The 18131-nt window shown below is 72.7% G+C and carries 14 protein-coding genes, 1 tRNA gene and 3 pseudogenes; 7 read left to right on the top strand and 11 right to left on the bottom strand.

The features are described 5' to 3' along the window. Positions 1-13: 13 nt before the first annotated feature. A complete protein-coding gene (locus ABZ934_RS10685) occupies positions 14-952 on the bottom strand; it encodes a sugar phosphate isomerase/epimerase (RefSeq protein ID WP_361311146.1) in 939 nt (312 codons plus the stop codon). A 107-nt stretch (positions 953-1059) separates the two neighbouring features. Here ABZ934_RS10685 and iolC point away from each other — a divergent pair, with 107 nt between their 5' ends. Genes iolC through ABZ934_RS10665 form a run of 4 tightly spaced genes read left to right on the top strand, consistent with a single transcriptional unit; the run spans position 1060 to position 6233 of the window. Beyond that, a complete protein-coding gene (iolC, locus tag ABZ934_RS10680) occupies positions 1060-2013 on the top strand; it encodes a 5-dehydro-2-deoxygluconokinase (protein WP_361311402.1) in 954 nt (317 codons plus the stop codon). A gap of 20 nt (positions 2014-2033) precedes the next feature. Continuing rightward, entirely contained in the window at positions 2034-2846 is an 813-nt protein-coding gene (gene iolB, locus ABZ934_RS10675) for a 5-deoxy-glucuronate isomerase (protein ID WP_361311400.1), read from the top strand. After that, a complete protein-coding gene (iolD, locus tag ABZ934_RS10670; RefSeq protein ID WP_361311144.1) occupies positions 2843-4720 on the top strand; it encodes a 3D-(3,5/4)-trihydroxycyclohexane-1,2-dione acylhydrolase (decyclizing) in 1878 nt (625 codons plus the stop codon). The genes iolB and iolD overlap by 4 nt, the downstream gene beginning before the upstream one ends. A 13-nt stretch (positions 4721-4733) precedes the next feature. Continuing rightward, entirely contained in the window at positions 4734-6233 is a 1500-nt protein-coding gene (locus tag ABZ934_RS10665; protein ID WP_361311141.1) for a CoA-acylating methylmalonate-semialdehyde dehydrogenase, read from the top strand. 106 nt (positions 6234-6339) lie between these two features. Here the strand turns inward: ABZ934_RS10665 and ABZ934_RS10660 are convergent, their stop codons facing one another. From ABZ934_RS10660 to ABZ934_RS10640, 5 genes are all read right to left on the bottom strand, one after another. Further along, positions 6340-7395: a DUF916 domain-containing protein gene (locus tag ABZ934_RS10660; RefSeq protein ID WP_361311139.1), complete on the bottom strand. Its 1056-nt coding sequence runs from the start codon at positions 7393-7395 to the stop codon at positions 6340-6342. A gap of 85 nt (positions 7396-7480) precedes the next feature. Continuing rightward, entirely contained in the window at positions 7481-8773 is a 1293-nt protein-coding gene (locus ABZ934_RS10655; RefSeq protein WP_361311137.1) for a hypothetical protein, read from the bottom strand. A gap of 172 nt (positions 8774-8945) precedes the next feature. Then, complete coding sequence (locus ABZ934_RS10650; protein WP_361311134.1) at positions 8946-10295, bottom strand: S8 family peptidase; 1350 nt, start codon at positions 10293-10295, stop codon at positions 8946-8948. A 76-nt stretch (positions 10296-10371) separates the two neighbouring features. Further along, positions 10372-10809, bottom strand: a complete 438-nt coding sequence (locus tag ABZ934_RS10645) for a GNAT family N-acetyltransferase (protein WP_361311132.1) — start codon at positions 10807-10809, stop codon at positions 10372-10374. Between the two features lie 588 nt (positions 10810-11397). Further along, positions 11398-12099 (bottom strand): 4'-phosphopantetheinyl transferase superfamily protein, encoded by a 702-nt coding sequence (locus ABZ934_RS10640; protein WP_361311130.1) that lies wholly within the window; start codon positions 12097-12099, stop codon positions 11398-11400. A 67-nt stretch (positions 12100-12166) separates the two neighbouring features. Here ABZ934_RS10640 and ABZ934_RS10635 point away from each other — a divergent pair. Next, positions 12167-12274 (top strand): annotated as a pseudogene (locus ABZ934_RS10635) (alpha/beta hydrolase); the annotation flags it as partial. A gap of 40 nt (positions 12275-12314) precedes the next feature. On the opposite strand, the gene ABZ934_RS10630 reads toward ABZ934_RS10635, so the two are convergent. Continuing rightward, positions 12315-12857 carry a hypothetical protein gene (locus ABZ934_RS10630; RefSeq protein WP_361311127.1) on the bottom strand — a complete coding sequence of 181 codons (543 nt, stop codon included), beginning with the start codon at positions 12855-12857 and terminating at the stop codon, positions 12315-12317. Between the two features lie 364 nt (positions 12858-13221). On the opposite strand from ABZ934_RS10630, the pseudogene ABZ934_RS10625 reads away from it, so the two are divergent. Beyond that, positions 13222-13473 (top strand): annotated as a pseudogene (locus ABZ934_RS10625) (phospholipase A2); the annotation flags it as partial. A 108-nt stretch (positions 13474-13581) separates the two neighbouring features. On the opposite strand, the gene ABZ934_RS10620 reads toward ABZ934_RS10625, so the two are convergent. Further along, complete coding sequence (locus ABZ934_RS10620) at positions 13582-14610, bottom strand: hypothetical protein (RefSeq protein WP_361311125.1); 1029 nt, start codon at positions 14608-14610, stop codon at positions 13582-13584. Positions 14611-14879: 269 nt separating this feature from the next. Here ABZ934_RS10620 and ABZ934_RS10615 point away from each other — a divergent pair, with 269 nt between their 5' ends. Then, complete coding sequence (locus ABZ934_RS10615) at positions 14880-15974, top strand: glycosyltransferase (protein WP_361311123.1); 1095 nt, start codon at positions 14880-14882, stop codon at positions 15972-15974. Positions 15975-16053: 79 nt separating this feature from the next. Here ABZ934_RS10615 and ABZ934_RS10610 read toward each other — a convergent pair. From ABZ934_RS10610 to ABZ934_RS10600, 3 genes and pseudogenes are all read right to left on the bottom strand, one after another. Beyond that, positions 16054-16221, bottom strand: a pseudogene (locus tag ABZ934_RS10610) (TerD family protein); the annotation flags it as partial. Between the two features lie 112 nt (positions 16222-16333). After that, a complete protein-coding gene (locus ABZ934_RS10605; RefSeq protein WP_361311120.1) occupies positions 16334-17419 on the bottom strand; it encodes a DNA cytosine methyltransferase in 1086 nt (361 codons plus the stop codon). Positions 17420-17897: 478 nt separating this feature from the next. Continuing rightward, positions 17898-17970, bottom strand: a tRNA-Arg gene (locus ABZ934_RS10600). Between the last annotated feature and the right edge of the window lie 161 nt (positions 17971-18131).

Genomic DNA, 18131 nt, shown 5'->3' with positions numbered 1-18131 from the left:
GAGGCGTCGGGTGTCAGCGGGCGCCGCAGGAGCGCAGGTAGGAGCGGGTCCGGCGGGCGATCGGCAACGGCCGGTCCGGCGGGCAGGGGTACATGTCCTGCTCGACGATGGCGAACAGGTCCACGTCGAGCGCCTGCGCGGCGGCCAGTACGGGTTCCAGCGCGGGCACCCCGGACGGCGGCTCGCACATCACCCCCCGCGCCACGGCCGGCCCGAACGGCACCTGCCCCGCCACGACTTCGGCCAGGACGAGCGGATCCACCTGCTTGAGGTGCAGGTACCCGATCCGCTCGCCGAAGGTCTCGACGGCCCGGACGCTGTCCCCACCGCAGTACGCGTAGTGACCGGTGTCCAGGCAGAGCGAGACCAGCTCCGGGTCCGTGGCGTCGAGGAACCGGGCGACGTTCACCGGGGTGTCGATGTGGGTGTCCGCGTGCGGGTGCACCACGATCCGCAGCCCGTACCGCTCGCGCACCTCCCGGCCCAGGCGCTCGGTCTGCGTGGTCAGTTCGCGCCAACCGGACGCCGTGAGGGTCCGGTCCTCCAGCACCTCGCCGGTCTTGTCGTCGCGCCAGAACGACGGGATGACGACGAGGTGCTCCGCCCCCATGGCCCGGGTGAGCTCCGCGATCCGCGACACGTGCTCCCAGGTCTGCTCCCACACGCCCGGCCCGTGATGGAGTCCCGTGAAGACGGTGCCGGCGGACACCCGCAGGCCGCGCGCGGCCGTCTCGTCGGTGAGGCGGGCCGGATCGGTGGGCAGGTAGCCGTACGGGCCGAGCTCGATCCACTCGTACCCGGCGTCCGCGACCTCGTCCAGGAAACGCTCCCACGGCGTCTGGAGGGGATCGTCCGGAAACCAGACGCCCCACGAGTCCGGCGCCGAACCGACGCGGATACGGGTCAGCGCCGCTGGGGAGGACGGGGGAGTGGAGGACGGCGAGGACGTCATGGCGGCCACCTTAGGGTGCGAGGCTCGGAAGGGGACGGGGAAGAGCAGTGGGAGAGGAAGTGGGACCAGTGGCATCGAACAGCGGGGACGGGGACGCGTTGGACCCGGTGCGGACCACCGGGGACGGGGGCGCGTTCGACCTGATCACGATGGGGCGCATCGGAGTGGATCTCTACCCGCTGACCACCGGCGTACCGCTCGCCGAGGCGGAGACCTTCGGCAAGTTCCTGGGCGGCTCCCCGACGAACGTGGCGGTGGCGGCGGCCCGCCTCGGCCGCCGGGTGGCCGTGATCACCCGGACCGGGGCCGACCCCTTCGGCGCGTACCTGCGCGCGGAACTGCGGGGCTTCGGCGTCGACGACCGGTGGGTGCGCGAGGTGGCCGCCTATCCGACTCCCGTCACCTTCTGCGAGATCTTCCCGCCGGACGACTTCCCGCTCTACTTCTACCGCTTCCCGAAGGCACCGGACCTGGAGATCGCGCCCGACGAGATCGACGCCGACGCGGTGCGGGCCGCCCGGGTGTTCTGGATGACGGGTACGGGCCTGAGCGTGGAGCCGAGCCGCAGCGCCACCCTGGCCGCGCTCGAAGCCCGCTCGAAGTCCGGGACCACCGTCTTCGACCTCGACTGGCGGCCGATGCTGTGGAGCGACGAGCCGGGGCCCTGGTACGAGCGGGCGCTCGGCCTGGCCACGGTGGCGGTGGGCAACGCCGAGGAGTGCGCGATCGCCACGGGCGAGCGCGAACCGTACGCGGCGGCGCGGGCGCTGCTCGCCGCCGGGGTGGAACTGGCCGTCGTCAAACGAGGCCCGGCCGGGGTCCTCGCCGTCCACCGCGACGGGACGGCCGTGGAAGTGCCGCCGGTGCCGGTGGAGGTCGTCAACGGCCTCGGGGCGGGCGACGCCTTCGGCGGCGCGCTGTGCCACGGGCTGCTCGCGGGCTGGGACACCGGCCGCGTGGTGCGCTTCGCGAACGCGGCGGGCGCCATCGTCGCCTCCCGCCTGGCCTGCTCGACCGCGATGCCCTACGCGAAGGAGGTCGAGGAGGTGCTGGAACAGTGACGGTGACCGCCTCCCACGCCATGGCCTCGACGGCCCTGCGGGTGCTGGAGCTCGCCCCCGGCGAGTCGTACGCGCACTCCTGCGGCGACCACGAGTGGATCGTCCTGCCCCTGTCCGGCGGGTGTGTGGTCGACTGCCGCGCACCAGACCCGCAAACGATCGAACTAGCCGGCCGGGACAGCGTGTTCACCTCCGTGAGCGACTTCGCCTACCTCCCGCGCGACGGCCGCGCCGACATCCGCTCCCGCGCCGGCGGCCGGTTCGCGCTCGTCGGGGCGCGCTGCGAGCGGGCGTTGCCCGCCCGGTACGGGCCCGCGGGGCAGGTGCCGGTCGAGCTGCGCGGCGCCGGGCAGTGCTCCCGCCAGGTCAACAACTTCGCCGCCGCCGACGCGTTCGCCTGCGACCGGCTCATCGCGGTCGAGGTCCTCACCCCCGGCGGCAACTGGTCCTCGTACCCGCCCCACAAACACGACGAACACCACCCCGGCGAGGAGTCCCGGTTGGAGGAGATCTACTACTTCGAGATCGCCCCGCACGACGGCACTCCCGGGCGCGGGTACCAGCGTGTCACCCCCTCCCCGGCAGGGAAGACCGACATCCTCACGGAGGTGAGGACCGGGGACGCCGTGCTCATCCCGGACGGCTGGCACGGCCCGTCCATCGCCACTCCCGGACACGACATGTACTACCTGAACGTGATGGCCGGACCCGAAGGCCCGCGGGAGTGGCTGATCCGCGACCACCCCGACCACGGCTGGATCCGGTCCACCTGGGCCGGCGGGGAGATCGACCCCCGGCTGCCGTTCTACCGAGCGGAGGACCACCGCCCATGACCACGATCCGGCTCACCGTGGCGCAGGCCCTCGTACGGTTCCTCGCCGCCCAGTACACCGAACGCGACGGGCAGCGTCGCCGGCTGATCGCCGCCACCTGGGGGATCTTCGGGCACGGCAACGTCGCCGGGATCGGGCAGGCCCTGCTGGAGAGCGGCCGGGAGGAGATGCCCTTCCTCCAGGGACGCAACGAGCAGGCCATGGTGCACGCGGCCGTCGGGTACGCCCGCCAGTCCGGGCGGCTGTCGGCGCACGCCGTGACGACCTCCATCGGGCCCGGCGCGACCAACCTCGTCACGGGGGCCGCCCTCGCGACCGTCAACCGGCTGCCGGTGCTGCTGCTGCCCGGGGACACCTTCGCCACCCGGCCCGCCGATCCGGTGCTCCAGCAACTGGAGGTGCCCTACGCCGGTGACGTCTCCGTCAACGACACCCTGCGGCCCGTGTCCCGCTACTTCGACCGCGTCACCCGCCCCGAGGCGCTGATCCCCGCCGTCCTCCAGGCGGTACGGGTGCTCTCCGACCCCGTCCAGACCGGCGCCGTAACCCTCGCGCTGCCGCAGGACGTACAGGCCGAGGCCCACGAGTGGCCCGAGGAGTTCTTCGCCGAGCGGGTGTGGCGGGTGCGCCGGCCCCGGCCCGACCGGGACGAGTTGGCAGCCGCCGCCGAAGCGGTACGGGCCTGCGCGCGCCCCCTGCTCATCGCCGGCGGCGGCATCCGGCACAGCGCCGCCCAGGCCGCCCTCGCGGAGTTCGCCGAAGCCACCGGGATCCCGGTCGCGGTCACCCAGGCGGGCAAGGGCGCGCTCGCCTTCGACCACCCCGCCGAGGTGGGCGGCATCGGACACACCGGCACCGCCACCGCCGACGCCCTCGCCCGCGAAGCCGACCTGGTGATCGCCGCGGGCACCCGGCTGACCGACTTCACCACCGCCTCCGCGACCCTGTTCCAGAACCCGGCCGTCCGCTTCGTCGGGCTGAACCTCGACCCGTACGACGCCCACAAGCTCGCCGCCCGGACGGTCGTCGGCGATGCGCGGGCGAGCCTGGAAGAACTCCGGGACGCGGTCACCGGGTACCGCGTGGACCCCGTGTACGAGGCGACGTACCAAGAGGACAAGCGCGACTGGGAGCGGCTGGTCGAGCGGGCCTGCGCGAGCGACGACGAGGACGCCGCCCCGACGCAGGCACAGGTGCTCGGTCTGCTCGACCAAGTCGTCGACGCCTCCGACATCCTGATCAACGCGGCCGGCTCGCTCCCCGGCGACCTGCACCGGCTGTGGCGCCCCCGCTCCGCCGACCAGTACCACGTCGAATACGGCTACTCCTGCATGGGCTACGAGATCCCCGCCGCGATCGGCACGGCGCTGGCCGCGCCCGGACGGCCCGTGTGGGCGCTCGTCGGCGACGGCACGTACCTGATGAACCCGACCGAGATCGTCACCGCCGTGCAGGAGGGCGTCCCCGTCAAGGTCCTCATCCTCGACAACCACGGCTACGCCTCGATCGGCGGCCTGTCGGGGGCGGTGGGCGGCGAGGGCTTCGGCACGGCGTACCGCTTCCGGGCGGCCGACGGCACGTACACCGGTGCGCCGCTGCCGGTGGACCTCGCGGCCAACGCGGCCTCCCTGGGGATGTCCGTCATCCGCGCCGAGACCGTGCGTGACCTGCGGAAAGCCCTCGTGGAGGCACGGGCCTCGGACCGTCCCACATGTGTCTACACGCAGACCCGAACACCCGACACTGTGTCGGGCCCACCCCCGCCGCAGGCGTGGTGGGATGTTCCCGTGGCCGAGACCGCGACCCGTGCGGCGGCGGCCTCGGCCCGCGAAGAGTACGACCGGCAAGCCGCGCAGCGACGTCGCCATCTGTGAAGGAGCAAGGCACATGAAGACCGTCAACCACTGGATCGGTGGCAAGACCGTCGAGGGCGCGTCGGGCAACTACGGCCCGGTCACCGACCCGGCCACCGGCGAGGTCACCACGCAGGTCGCCCTGGCGTCCGCCGAGGAGGTCGACGCGGCCGTACAGGTCGCCGCCGAGGCGTTCCGCAGCTGGGGCCAGTCCTCGCTGGCCGCCCGTACGAAGGTGCTGTTCGCCTACCGCGCGCTGCTGGACGCCAACCGCGACGCCATCGCCGAGCTGATCGTCGCCGAGCACGGCAAGGTGCACTCGGACGCGCTGGGCGAGGTCGCGCGCGGCCTGGAGATCGTCGAGCTGGCCTGCGGGATCACCACGCAGCTCAAGGGCGAGCTGTCGACGTCGGTCTCCAACCGCGTCGACGTCTCCTCCATCCGCCAGCCGCTGGGCGTGGTCGCGGGCATCACCCCGTTCAACTTCCCGGCGATGGTGCCGATGTGGATGTTCCCGCTGGCCGTGGCCTGCGGCAACACCTTCATCCTCAAGCCGAGCGAGAAGGACCCGTCGGCCGCGAACAAGCTGGCCGAGCTGGCGACGGAGGCCGGCCTCCCGGCGGGCGTCCTGAACGTCGTCCACGGTGACAAGGTCGCCGTCGACGCGCTGCTCGCCCACCCCGGCGTCGCCGCCGTCTCCTTCGTCGGCTCCACGCCGATCGCCCGCCACATCCACACCACCGCCTCCGCCAACGGCAAGCGGGTCCAGGCGCTGGGCGGCGCCAAGAACCACATGCTGGTGCTGCCGGACGCCGACCTGGACGCCGCCGCCGACGCCGCCGTCTCGGCCGCCTACGGTTCGGCGGGCGAGCGCTGCATGGCGATCTCGGCGGTCGTGGCCGTCGGCTCGATCGCCGACGAGCTGGTGGACAAGATCCGCGAGCGCGCCGAGAAGATCAAGATCGGTCCCGGCAACGACCCGACCTCCGAGATGGGCCCGCTGATCACCGCCGCCCACCGCGACAAGGTCGCCTCCTACGTCAAGGGCGCCGCCGACCAGGGCGCGGACGTGGTCCTGGACGGCACCGGGTACACGGTCGAGGGCAACGAGAACGGCCACTGGATCGGCCTGTCGCTGCTGGACAACGTCAAGACCGACTCCGACGCCTACCGCGACGAGATCTTCGGGCCGGTGCTGTGCGTGCTGCGCGCCGAGACCTACGAGGAGGGCGTGGCACTCATCAACGCCTCGCCGTTCGGCAACGGCACCGCGATCTTCACCCGCGACGGCGGCGCCGCCCGCCGCTTCCAGCTGGAGATCCAGGCCGGCATGGTCGGCGTGAACGTGCCGATCCCGGTGCCGGTGGGCTACCACTCCTTCGGTGGCTGGAAGGACTCCCTCTTCGGCGACCACCACGTCTACGGCAACGACGGCATCCACTTCTACACCCGGGGCAAGGTCGTCACCACCCGTTGGCCGGACCCGTCCGAGGCCCCGGTGGGCGTCGACCTCGGCTTCCCGCGCAACCACTGAGGTACTGAGAGGTACCGGGACATCCCTGCCGTCCGACCGCTCGCCCCCCGCAACCCTCACGCGGGGGGCGAGCCCGTTACGCCCCGCCCTGTCCTGCCCCGCCCCGTCAGCGGGCTTCGGCCAGGTCGGCCGCCGGCTCGGACGGTTCGGCCTCGGCCCGGTGTCGGCGTCGGCGCAGGACCCGCACGGCGAGGGTGGCGCCCGCGAGGAGGAGGACGGCGCCGCCCGCGGGCCACGGGACGGCGAGGAAGTCCGTACCGGCCCGCGCGCGCAGTTCCGGGTAGGCGGTGGCGTCGGCCTTGACGTGGACGTGCACCCGGTCCGACTGCGGGGCGTCCGGCCATGGCTCGGTCAGCTCGATCCGCTGCCCCGGGAGCAGCACCAGCTTCAGGTCGCGGGCCGGCCGGTCCAGTACCGTACGCCCGAACAGACCCTCGGCGGACACCGTCACCCGCGGCTCGACCACCACGTTGCCCCGGTTGACCAGGCTGTACGAGAGCGTCGCGGAGGCGCTCTCGACCCAGGTCAGCAGGGGCGCGTGCCGTTCGACCCGGACGTCCTCCACGGACAGCCCCGGCGTCACCGGCCCCGACACCCGCACGTACAGGCGGGCGCCCACCGAACGCCTCACCCCGACCTGAACCTTGCCGTCCTGCCGCACCCCCTCCACCGCGGTGTTCAGCGCCACGATGCCGCCGATGTGGTCGCCCGGGGCGGCGTCCGCGGGGACCTTCACCGTGAAGGGGACGTCCTTGCGGCCCTTGGGCGGGACGGTGACCGGGTGCGCCGTCTCGGGCGGCAGGGTGATCCAGGCTCCGACGTCCTTGGGTTTCGTCTCGACCGGCAACAGCGCGAAAGCGCCCCCGACCGGCGTGTTCACGGCGTCGGTCGCGAAGACCCGGAAGGTCAGCTCCTTGTCGGAGGAGTTCAGGATCGTCACGCTGTCGACGACGGTGCTCCCGGCGGCGCCCTGGTGAAAGAAGTACGGCCGGTTCGTCATCGCCGCTCCGGGCGGCGGCGTCGGGAACACCCCCCAGGTGCCGTTGTCGGCGGCGCTCGCGGCGGGCGCGCCGAACAGCAGCGCCGCGACGGGCAGCAGCAGGCCGAGGAACAGGTTGTACCGGGAGGGGGTGCCGGGGCGGGAGGGGGTGCGGGGGCGCATGTCGGTGCTCCAGTCGGGCCACGTCTACGGGCGGGGCTCCGCGGGGGCGGCACGGCAGGCGCCGCACCACCCCCGCGGTGCCGGATCAGGCGATCGAGAAGGTCACGACCGACTCGTAGGTGTCGGCGAACATGAACGGCGGCAGCTGGAGCATCGCCGCGCCGCCCACCGCGAACTCGCCGCCGGTCAGCTCGTCACCGCCGGCCGCCTGCGAGGCGATCTTCATCGGGGTGTCCGTGATGGCCCCGGGCGCACCGGCGGTGCAGGTGCTCGGGCTGTCCGGGTTGGTCACCGTGCAGGACGGTTGGATGCCGATCTGCGCCTTGGCCATGGAGTGGCCGGTGACCGCGTTCAGGAACGGCGTACGGGTCGCCGTGACGTCCCAGCCGAGCGAACCCCCGCGGAAGTCCTGCACGGTGGCCGCGTTGAACGCGCCGAACACCGACTGCGCCTTGCCGTTGATGGTCACCGCGCCGAAACTGACCGCCGGCAGGCCGTCCTTCGGTCCGAGGGCCAGCGGCCCGGGCAGCACCTCGACGTCGACGGGGTTCTTGACGCCGGCCTGGTCCTCGACGAACACGAACGACCTGTACGGGGAGACCGAGCCGTCGATCCTGATCGCGTCGGCCTTCTTGGTGACCCTCAGGTCGCAGGTCGCGGCGCCGGACGCGTCCGCCGTACCACTGCCGGTGTCACCCGTGGCCGTGCCCGCGAGGAGCGCGGAGCAGGTCACCGGACCGGCCGGGAAGTTGGCACCCGTCACGGCGACGACCGTGCCCGCCTTGCCGCTGTTGGGCGTGACCTTGGTCGTCACCGGGTCCTTGGGCAGCGCCTCGACCGCGATCGAGCCGACGGAGGCGCTGGGGCGGGGATCAGGCGTACAGGTGGTGGTGTAGACGGTGCCGCCGAGGTCGGCGTCCGTGACCACCTGGTCGATGGTGATCTGCAGCGTCGTGCCCTCGCTGCCGTCCGGGATGCTGATGGTCCCGCTGAAGGCGGGCGGGTCGGACTTCTTGTTGGCCTCTTGGTGGCTGGGCACGGCCGGGCTGGTGACCGTCTGGGCGACCCCGCCGACGAGCAGCTTCGCCTTGATGGTGTTGACCGTGTCGATGGTGAACATCGGGATGACGGGGGTCTCGCCCGGGTCGATGGTGATGGGGACGCTCTGACCGGCCTTCGCCGTGTCCGGCACCGTGATCGTGTAGTCCTGGGTGCCGTTGGCGCCCGGCTGGGGGGCGGGGGCGACACACTTCACCGGCACCGGGGTGGTCTTGGTAGCGGCCTGGGCCGTCCCCGTCATGGCCACGACGCCACCCGTCAGGGCCAGGGACAACGCGCCCGCCCCGGCCAGCACTCTTCGTCGGAACGTTGTACTCACTGGGTCGCGACTCCTTCGTCAGACGAACCTCCCCCCACCCGCTGTGAGGGGGAGGGCGAGCCGGTGCGGAGGTCGACATTGACGCGTCGCGGTGATGAGAAGTCAATGACTTGCCCGGCGCCGAAGCGCACAGACATTGATGTCCCATCAGGCCGGGTGAGGGGCGCCGGAATCAGGGAGTGGTCGGGGTGTGCAGGAGGAGGTTCGGGGTGCCGGCGGGGAGGCCGGTGATCCGGTCGGGAACGGCGCTGCGCAGCAGGTTCCGGGTGACCTGGGCGGGCGTCTTCGGGGTGCCGTCCGCCAGGATCAGCGCGACGACCCCGGCCGCGTGCGGGGCGGCCATGGAGGTGCCGGTGGCCCGGGCGAGGGCGGTGGCGGAGCCCTTCCAGGCCGAGGTGATGCCCACGCCGGGGGCGGAGAGGTCGACGCACGGTCCGTACGCGGAGAAGGCGGCGCGGCGGTCGGTGGTGTCGGTGGCGCCGACGGTGACTGCGTCGGGGACGCGGGCGGGGGAGCCTGTACAGGCGTCCTTGCCGGAGTTCCCGGCGGCCACGGTGAAGGTGATCCCGGCGGCGACGGCCCGGGTGACGGCCGCGTCGAGGGCGCGGCTGCGGGTGCCGCCCATGCTCATGTTGGCGACGGCGGGCGCGGCGGAGGTGGCGGTGAGGGACGCGGGGTCGGGGGCGGCGGCCGGCGTGGGGCCGGTCGCGGGTGTGGCGGGCGTGAGGGCCGGTACGGCGGGTGTGGCGGGCGTGGGGTCCTGGACGGTGCCCTTGGCCGCTTCCTTGGCCGCTTCCTTGGCCGCTTGTTTGGCCGCCGCGGTCTTCGCTGCCGCCGCCGTGGCGGCCTTGGTGGCGTCCTTGACCATCCAGTCGATGCCGTTGACGAGGGACGACAGGCGCCCGCTGCCCCGGCAGTTCGCCACCTTCACCGAGACGAGGGAGACCCCCTTCGCCACCCCGTACGTCGCCCCGCCGATCGTCCCCGCCACATGCGTGCCGTGGCCGTTGCAGTCGTCGGAGCCCTCCAGCCACACGGCGTTCACGCCGGCCCGGGCGCGGCCCCCGAACTCCTGGTGCAGCGTGTTGATCCCGGTGTCGATGACGTACACGGTCACGCCCTCGCCCTCCGTGGCGTACGTGTACGAACCGTCGAGCGGGAGGTCGCGCTGGTCGATCCGGTCGAGGGACCAGGGGGCCAGCGGCTGGGTCGTGTCATTGATCCGGAATTCGGTGTCCGGCTCGACGGACGCCACGCGCGGGTCGGCGGCCAGCTCGGCGGCGCGGGCCGCGGTGGTGCGTACGGCGAAGCCGTTCAGGGCGGTGTCGTAGACGGCCACGACCTCGTCCCCCGCCTCCGCCGCCTCCGCGGCCATGGCGCGGCCCGCGGCCAGGGCCCGGGCGGCGCCGTCCTTGAGGACCACGACGTACGGGGCGGTGGGGGCTTCGGTGGCCGGAGCCGTGGACAGGGCAGCCGTCGCCAGGAGGGCGGCGGCCGGGAGCAGCGCGGTGAATGCGGTCATGCCGCGATGCTCGGCCGGGTGGGGGGCGCCCGCGCGGGGGGTGCGCCGAGTGGCCCCCGACACGCCACCGGAGGGGTTACGGGGTGTCAGGCGCGCCGGCGTCGGGGGAGAACGGCCAGCCGCGCATCGCGAAGACGCCCTCGTCCCGCGCTCCGGCGGAGGCGTACGTAGCCAGGGCCGCCTCGTTGTCGGTGTCGACCCCCACCCACATGCCGTAACAGCCGCGTGCGCGCGCCTCGTCGGCTAGGGCCAGGGCGAGCCGGCGGCCGATGCCGCGGCGCCGACAGCCCTCATCGACCGAGAGTTCGTACAGGCACATCTCGGTGCCCTTGTCGGGGTGGCTCATCTCGACACCGGAGACCATCCCGGCGGGCACGCCGTCGAGGTACGCAATCAGCATCAGGTGCCCGGGCGAGGCCAGGAACCGCTCGGCCCACTCCTGCCGGGCGGCCCCGTCGAACAGTCCCTCGGCGGCGACGAGTTCGGCTACGGTCCGGGCACGACGGATCTCCATGACGGCGATGATAGGCCCGCCACCCCACGACGGGCGCCGGCGTGGACCGCCCGCCCCCACCGGCCGTCCACCCGTCGCGGCAGGGCCGGCCCCCACCCCGGCCCCGACGAACCCACCGCTCACGCCATGCGCCCGGCAGGCGCAACGCCGGGTCTGTTCACCGCCCCGCCGGGGGAGCGGCAGGGCCTCCTGCCGGGCAGCGACCCGCCGCCGCGGGGGTCACGCCGCTCCCGGCCGCTCCTCGCACGGGTGTTCCAACCCCGTCGCGCGCGGGTGCCAAGCCAACCCGATGCCGGGCACCGAGCGCCTGCGCCCGCGCGGACTCCCGCACGGGACAAGGGGGAACGCAGCCCTTCGCGGGAGGGGATCCGGCCCGCTACCGACCACAGCCCGGGGCGACGGCGTTCTGTCCCTGTCCCTGGAGACGGCAGGAGCGGCACGGCACGGTGCCCCACCAGGCGGTCGCTGCGGTGTCGTTCTCCGCCCCGTCGGAGCGGTACGTCCCAGGCCGCCAGCACGGCATGCGCCCCGTCGGGGCAGCGGCGGAGCCGTGCACCACCGGGACGGCCGGGGCGGCGGCAGTACCCTCTACCGCCCGGCCAGGGCAACCGCAGCCGCGTAGCCCGGCGGGGCCGTCAGGTCTCGGAGGGTCCATCCCGCCACCTGGGCCGGGGTCGGGCCCGAGCCGACGTACGGCTCGGCGATGCCTTGCGCGAGCCCCGCGCCCGTCGCCTTGAGGACGGCTTCCTTGCGCGCCCACAGGCGGCCCAGCGCCACGGGCCGGTCCGCCTCCGCCAACGCCGTGAGTTCCGCCGTCTCCACGGGATGCAGCGTGCTCAGCACGTCCGACACCACCGCCGGGCCCGGAGTGGCCTCGACGTCCACCCCGACCGGGAGTGCGGCGAACGCCAGGTACGCCACTCCCGCGGTGTGCGACAGCGAGAAGTGCACCCCACCCCCCGCCACCGCCGGGCGCCCGTGCGGACCCCCGCAGCACGGGCACTCCTCACGGATCAACGAGACGTCCGCCGGAGCCGCACCCAGGTACCCACCGAGCAGCGCCCGAAGCCCCAGGTGGGAGGCCAGGTAGGCGTGCCGGTCGCCGGGTCGCACGAGACGCCCGGCGCGCTCCCGCTCCGCCGCGTCCAGTACCGCCGCCGCCTCCTCCACCGCGTGCCCGGCCACCACGCTCCGCCCCGTGTCCAAGGCCCACACGATCACGGCCCCGCCCTCGGGCGGCAGGCCGACGCGCGGTGGGTCACCGCCGAGTTGGTTCACGTACACCGTCACCCGACGAGGGTAGACGAGTCGACAGCCGCCCCGATGGCTGGGCCGAGATGGCCGACCGGGTGGGCCCGCACCCGGCGTCACGGTCGTCCCGATCCCCGACCGCGGGCACAACATCATGCTGGACATCCCCGACGGCTTCGCCCGGGCCACCGCCCAGGCACTGCGAGCCGCCTGACGGACCGCTGCCCCCCGCACCACCGAAGCGGCCTGCCGCGCTACCGCGGGGCGGACGCCCGCACCGCCGGGGGCGCCTGCTGGGGTATGAGGCCGCCCGGCGACGGCGTCCCATCGGTCCAGGCGTAGACGCGCTTCCCGCGCACCGCGACCTGGTACTGGTAGTGGTCCCGGCACTCAGGCCGGGCGTCCTTTCTGGTGTCACCCGGCCACCACCGGGCGTTCAATCCGGGGCCCCGGACCTTGTGGGGCGTCGCCGCGGCGCACTGCGGGCCGTCCAACGGGGTCGCGCCGAGCGTGAAGCGGATCAGTCGGGCCTTGCCGTCGGTGCGCACCCGTACCCGTATGTCGGTAGCGTCCTTGGGCACCCAGCTCGGCAGGGCGAACGTCCGGTCCCCGTGCACCGGCGCGTCACCGCGCGAGAGCGCGTCGGCGGCGGTCGCGAAGTGCTTCCCCTTCTCCTTGAACACGCTCTCGTTGAAGGATTCGGAGACCGGGTTCGGCGGGAGGTGTGGCAGGGCGAGGGCGGCGGTGGTCAGGACTCCCGCTGTGGCGGCGACGAGGACGAGCGGACGGCGGTTCATAACGTCAAGTGTTCGCTTGGGGGCCCGCTCGCGCGTCCCTCCGCAGAACGAATCAAAAACCTGCCGAAAGTCTGACACGGCTCCTACCTGAGAGCTGTGCCCGTCTCCGGACCGACCCCCGCATCCGCGCGCAGCGTCACCGTCCCGCCCCTCGCCGGCGCTTCCCGCACACGCGCGCCGGGGGAACGGCCCCGGTCACGGCTCCGAAAGGGCACCGCCGTCCCCATCGCCCTTTCCCCGCCCGGTGTTCCGTCGACAACCGAGGCGGTGTCATACCTGAGGCGTACGTCCCGCCTCGCACCCCGACATCTGGGGGTCCGCGCCGCGTTAGAGGAGCCGTGACCGCCGGCGTCACCCTCGGAGGATCGCCTTGCGCCTCTTCGCGCCGCTCCTCGCCGCCACGGCCGCCGGTCCGCCAGCCGTCGCGCCCCCGGTGGACAAGCCACGGGTTTTGAGCGGCTGGACCCAGACCAGCGCCGCGAGTTACGACGCCTGGCCCGAGACACGCACGCACCGGGGGAACTGGGCGACGTACGCCTTCGACTGGACGACGGACTACCGCACCACCTCGCCGGACAACCCGTTCGGCTTCCCGTTCCGGGTGGCCTGCGCCCGCTCCCCGAGCCGCCCCGGACGCGACCGTGTGCTGTGTCCCCGGCGAACCGACGGACACAGCACACATCACCGCACTACCTCGTAGTTCCGTACGCCATGACGCGCAGGGTCAGGGGCGCTTCATGCCCGTCGGGACGACGGCACCCTTCGGGCCGGCGGCGGGCTTCATGGCCATCGGCTGCTTCCTGGCCCGGAGCGGATTCACCGGAGTCGGGGTCGTCTGCTGGAGCCAGGGCTCGTCCCAGACGAACGTCGTGCCGCTGACGTCGCCGTGTGTCTGCCACACGGTCCCGGTCACCGTCACCGCCTTGACGTAGGCATCGGTGTCGTTCGCCTCGATGGCGATGCCGCAGACCCCGGCGGGGTAGTTCGGGTTCGCGGGGTCGGTCATGGTGGCTGTGGTGTTGGTGAGGTCCTGCCAGACGATCGTCCCGCCCAGCGAGGCTGCCCTGCCGACGTACGTCTTACCGTTGGTCAGCACGGCCTGGAAGTCCTCGGTGTCGGAGGGCGCAAGGGCGTCGATGTCGGAGCACGGGCCGGTGGCGCCCGTCGCACCGGTCGCACCGGTCGCACCGGTCGGTCCCGCCGGTCCGGCCACGCCCTGAGGTCCCGCAGGTCCGGCCACGCCCGCAGGCCCCTGAGGTCCGCCCGGTCCGGCCACGCCCTGAGGTCCCGCAGGTCCGGCCGCGCCCGCCGGTCCGGCCGGCCCCGGGTCACCCGTCGGTCCGGTGTCACCCGTCGGTCCGGGAGGACCCTCGGGGCCGGTAGGTCCCGTCGGACCTTCGCACCGGTCGCCGTGGGCCGCCTTCTTGGCAGCCGGCCGCCCCGGCACCACTTTCTCCGGGCCGGTCTGCCCGAGTCGAGCCTGCCCGTTCTGGTCCTGCCCGGTACCGTCCTCCGGACGTCCCTCGTCGTGGTGGTGCGGCGGCCTTCCCTGGCAGTGGTCGTCGTCGCCACCGATTACCGGACCCGACAGACGGATGTCGGCCGAGGTCACGGCATGCGGCGCCATGGCGATCGCGGGACTCGCGATTCCCGTCAGCAGCAGGGCGAGCGACGCGACGACGCCGCCCTTCAACAGGCTGCCGCGTTGGGGAAGCGGTCCGAGGTAGGACCGGTTCGTGGGCCCAGGACTCATTCGTGTGCTCCTTGTCGAGCAGGATCAGAGGTGTCGTTCCGGAAGCGGATTCACGCTTCCCCTGCCGTCATCGGAGCCGGAATGCGGTGACTTGAGTCTTTTGCCAGCCTATTAACGGATTGGACTACAAGGCCACCCTCCAACGGACGCGTGCCCTCCGGCGAACCCGCCCGGGTGCCTCGGCGTGCCGCCCTCGGCCCCTCCGGAACGGTCCCTAAGGTCGCATCTCGCCAGGTCGCCCGGCCCGAACCGCCCGAAATGGTGATGCCGTGAAGCCGTCCGTCTGCCTCTGCATGATCGTCAAAAACGAGTCGAAGGTCATCGAACGCTGCCTCGCCTCCGTCCGCGACCTCATCGACACCTGGGTCATCTCGGACACCGGCTCGACCGACGGAACCCAGGAGCTGATCCGCTCGGCGCTCCACGGCATCCCGGGCGAACTCCACGAGGAACCGTTCCGCGACTTCGGCCACAACCGGAGCCTGAACATCGCCCGTGCCCGGGGCCGCGCGGACTACCTGCTCCTGCTGGACGCCGACCTGGTCATCCGGCGCGACCACCCGCTTCCGCCGCTGACGGCCGACGCCTACATGCTCCGCCACGAGGGCCCGACCGAGTACCGCATCAAGCGCCTGGTCCGCGGCGACCTCCCCTGGCGGTACCAAGGCGTCACCCACGAGTACCTGACCGCCGACCAGGCCCACTCCCAGGAGAACCTGGACGCGCTCGTCATCGAGGACTACGGCGACGGCGGCTCCAAGCACGACAAGTTCGAACGCGACGAGCGGCTGCTCAGCGCCGAACTCGCGCGCGACCCCGACGACCCCCGCACCGTCTTCTACCTGGCCCAGACCCTCCGCGACATGGGTCGCGCGGACGAGGCGATCACCCTGTACGAGCGCCGCGCGCAACTGGGCGGCTGGGCCGAAGAGGTGTACTTCGCCCTGCTCCAGTCCGGGATCCTCCGGGCCGACTCCGGGGACTGGCCGTCCGCCATGGACGCCCTCTCGCGGGCCTGGGAGTCGCGCCCGGACCGCCTCGAAGCGTGCTACGAACTGGTCACCCGCTTGCGCCGAATGGGCCGCTACCACTCGGCGCACGCGTTCGTCCGGCCCGTGCTCGGCCGGCCACGGCCGGACGACCTGCTGTTCACCCAGCCGTGGGTGTACCGCTGGGGACTGCTCTTCGAATACTCGATCACGGCCTACTGGGTGGGCGACCACGCCGCCTCGCTCGAAGCCTGCGACAGTCTGCTGGCGCTGCCGGACCTGCCCGAGGCGTATCGCGAGCAGACGCTCGTCAACCGTGAGTTCGCCGCACGACGACTCGCCCCGGTCCCCGAACCGGCCGGAGCGACGACCTGACCCCCGCGACCCCGCCGCCCTGCCCGCGTCGCCCGCATTCCGCACCTCCACCACCCGGACCACGGGCCGCCGGACCGGCTCACTCCGCGACGTCCACGCCGAACGACCGGGCGAGGGGTGCCAGTCCGTGGTCGTGGCCCTGCGCCCGACGGCGCGGAAGCGCCACAGCGGGCCCGGCCGGTAGATCTCCGCGGGACGACAGCGTGCGCTCGATCGTGGCGGCGTCCACCGTGACCCGCACAACGGGCACCACGCGGTGCTGTCGGGCAAGGAGTTCGGATGCCTTCACGTCCACGAGCGCGCAGGGAGGGCGCAGTCGTGCGGGAGGACCGTGTCAGGGGCGGCCCCGCTTGTGCCGCTCAGGCGTACTCCGCCACGCCCGCGACCTCGGGCTCCGGGACCCGTGCGTCGGGCACGAACGCCGCTTCCGCCTTCCACGTTTCGAGCGACCGCAGCATCGCGTCGGAAGGGGGAGCCCAACCGAACGCGGCGCACAGAACGTGCATGGCCAGGCGGGGCGGGACGGCATTTCCGATCTGCTGGCCCACATCGCGCCCCCGCCACGGATAGTCCGTCGGGAAGGTTTGCAAACGGCCGGCTTCGGAGGGGGAGAACCGGTCCTCGCTCCCGTCGGCCGCCACCACGCGATTGCGGGAGATCTTGCCGGTCACGGTGGCGGAGGGCTCCGAAGAGCTGCGCCGTCCACGCGCTTTGGGGTCCCCTCCCGTCCCGTAATTCGACACCACGTGGAAGGGGGACTCGCGCTCGGGCAGCACCTCTCCCATGGTCCGCCACGGCTGCAAGCCGCGGTCGCCCGCGGTGCGGGGAAGCCCCTTGCGGTAAGTGCGATGCGTCGGCGAGGGAAGCCTCACGTTCTCCTTGCCCATGCGGGCGATGAGAACGGCTCTTTTCCGTGTTTGGGGAACGCCGTACGCCTCCGTCCGCAAAAGGCCGCAATCGACGGAATATCCCTCGCCTCGAAGGATTTCCGCATACGCCTCCCAGACCGGCAGTACCGCGGGAACCTGTTCGAGGACGATGGCGCGATAGGGCTTGTCGCGGATGTCGATTGCTTCGAGCGCCCAGCGCAGGGGCTCCAGGACCAATCCGGTCCGCTCGTCTTCCATCTTCGAGAGGTCTTTCGCGATTTCCTCGCGTTCCTCCCGGGCCACCATGCGTGCGACGAAAGCGAGCACGTCGTCCAGCGCCCTGCGGCCCGCCCCGCTGCCCGCGACGGTGAACGTCTGGCAGGGAGGTCCGCCGGCCAGTACGTCCGCGTCCGGGAAGCGGGAGGGGCCGTAGAGCCGCACGTCCCCTTCCACGGTGACGAGGCCGGCGGCGCGCCGCGTCGTACAGGCCGCGGAGTCCCATTCCACGCCCGCCGCGGCCACGCCCAACTTCTCGGCGGCCACGTCAAGTCCGCCAGGGCCTGCGAACAAGTCCACGATCTGGACGGGATGCACCTGATCTCCAGTGAGTTGATGGGGGCGGCTGCCGGCGCTTCGACCGGCCGGGGCATGGCGTCCAGGGCTCGGCGGCGTCCCAGGGTATCGCGGGCCGTCGGCCCGCCGGGTGGCGACCGTAACGGCCGTCGTCCGATCCGCCGGCCGACCCGGAATCTGTCGAAACCGCTCGTTGATCCGAAGTCGTCCCGCATTTCCGGATAGCGACATCGGACCGTGGTTCCGAATATCGCGTCGATTTCCTCGGCTGTGTTCTTTGGCGGCCGGAGCGCCGGAGAAGGATCGGCGCGGGTGAGTTGGACGGCGATGGCGTCCGCCAGCGCGCGCGGGACGCCGAGGCGGCGCCCGGCGAGGACGGGCGGGCGGTGGGCGGCGGCAGGTGGGCGGGGCGGCGGCGCCGGGGGAGGGGTCCTGCGCGGAAGCCCTCCCCGGGGGGAGGGCTTCGGCGGTGTGGAGAGAGTGCCCCCGGCAGGACTCGAACCTGCGGCCAAGTGCTTAGAAGGCACCTGCTCTATCCACTGAGCTACGGGGGCCGGAAGGTGGCCGTGGTGGCCTGGAGCCCCTGGGTGGGGGTGGGACTGTGTCCGTGCCGGGTCAAGGATAGGGCTCCGGTCGCCTTGTCCCGGTTGCTTCACCCGCGTGCCACGATGTGGAGGTTCGGTGAAGCGGTCCGATAATCGCAGGCAGGTGCGAT

This window comes from Streptomyces sp. NPDC046557, from assembly GCF_040645975.1.
GTDB lineage: Bacteria > Actinomycetota > Actinomycetes > Streptomycetales > Streptomycetaceae > Streptomyces.
The sequence above is the reverse complement of the archived record's forward strand: the minus strand, read 5'-3'. Positions and strand labels throughout refer to the sequence as shown.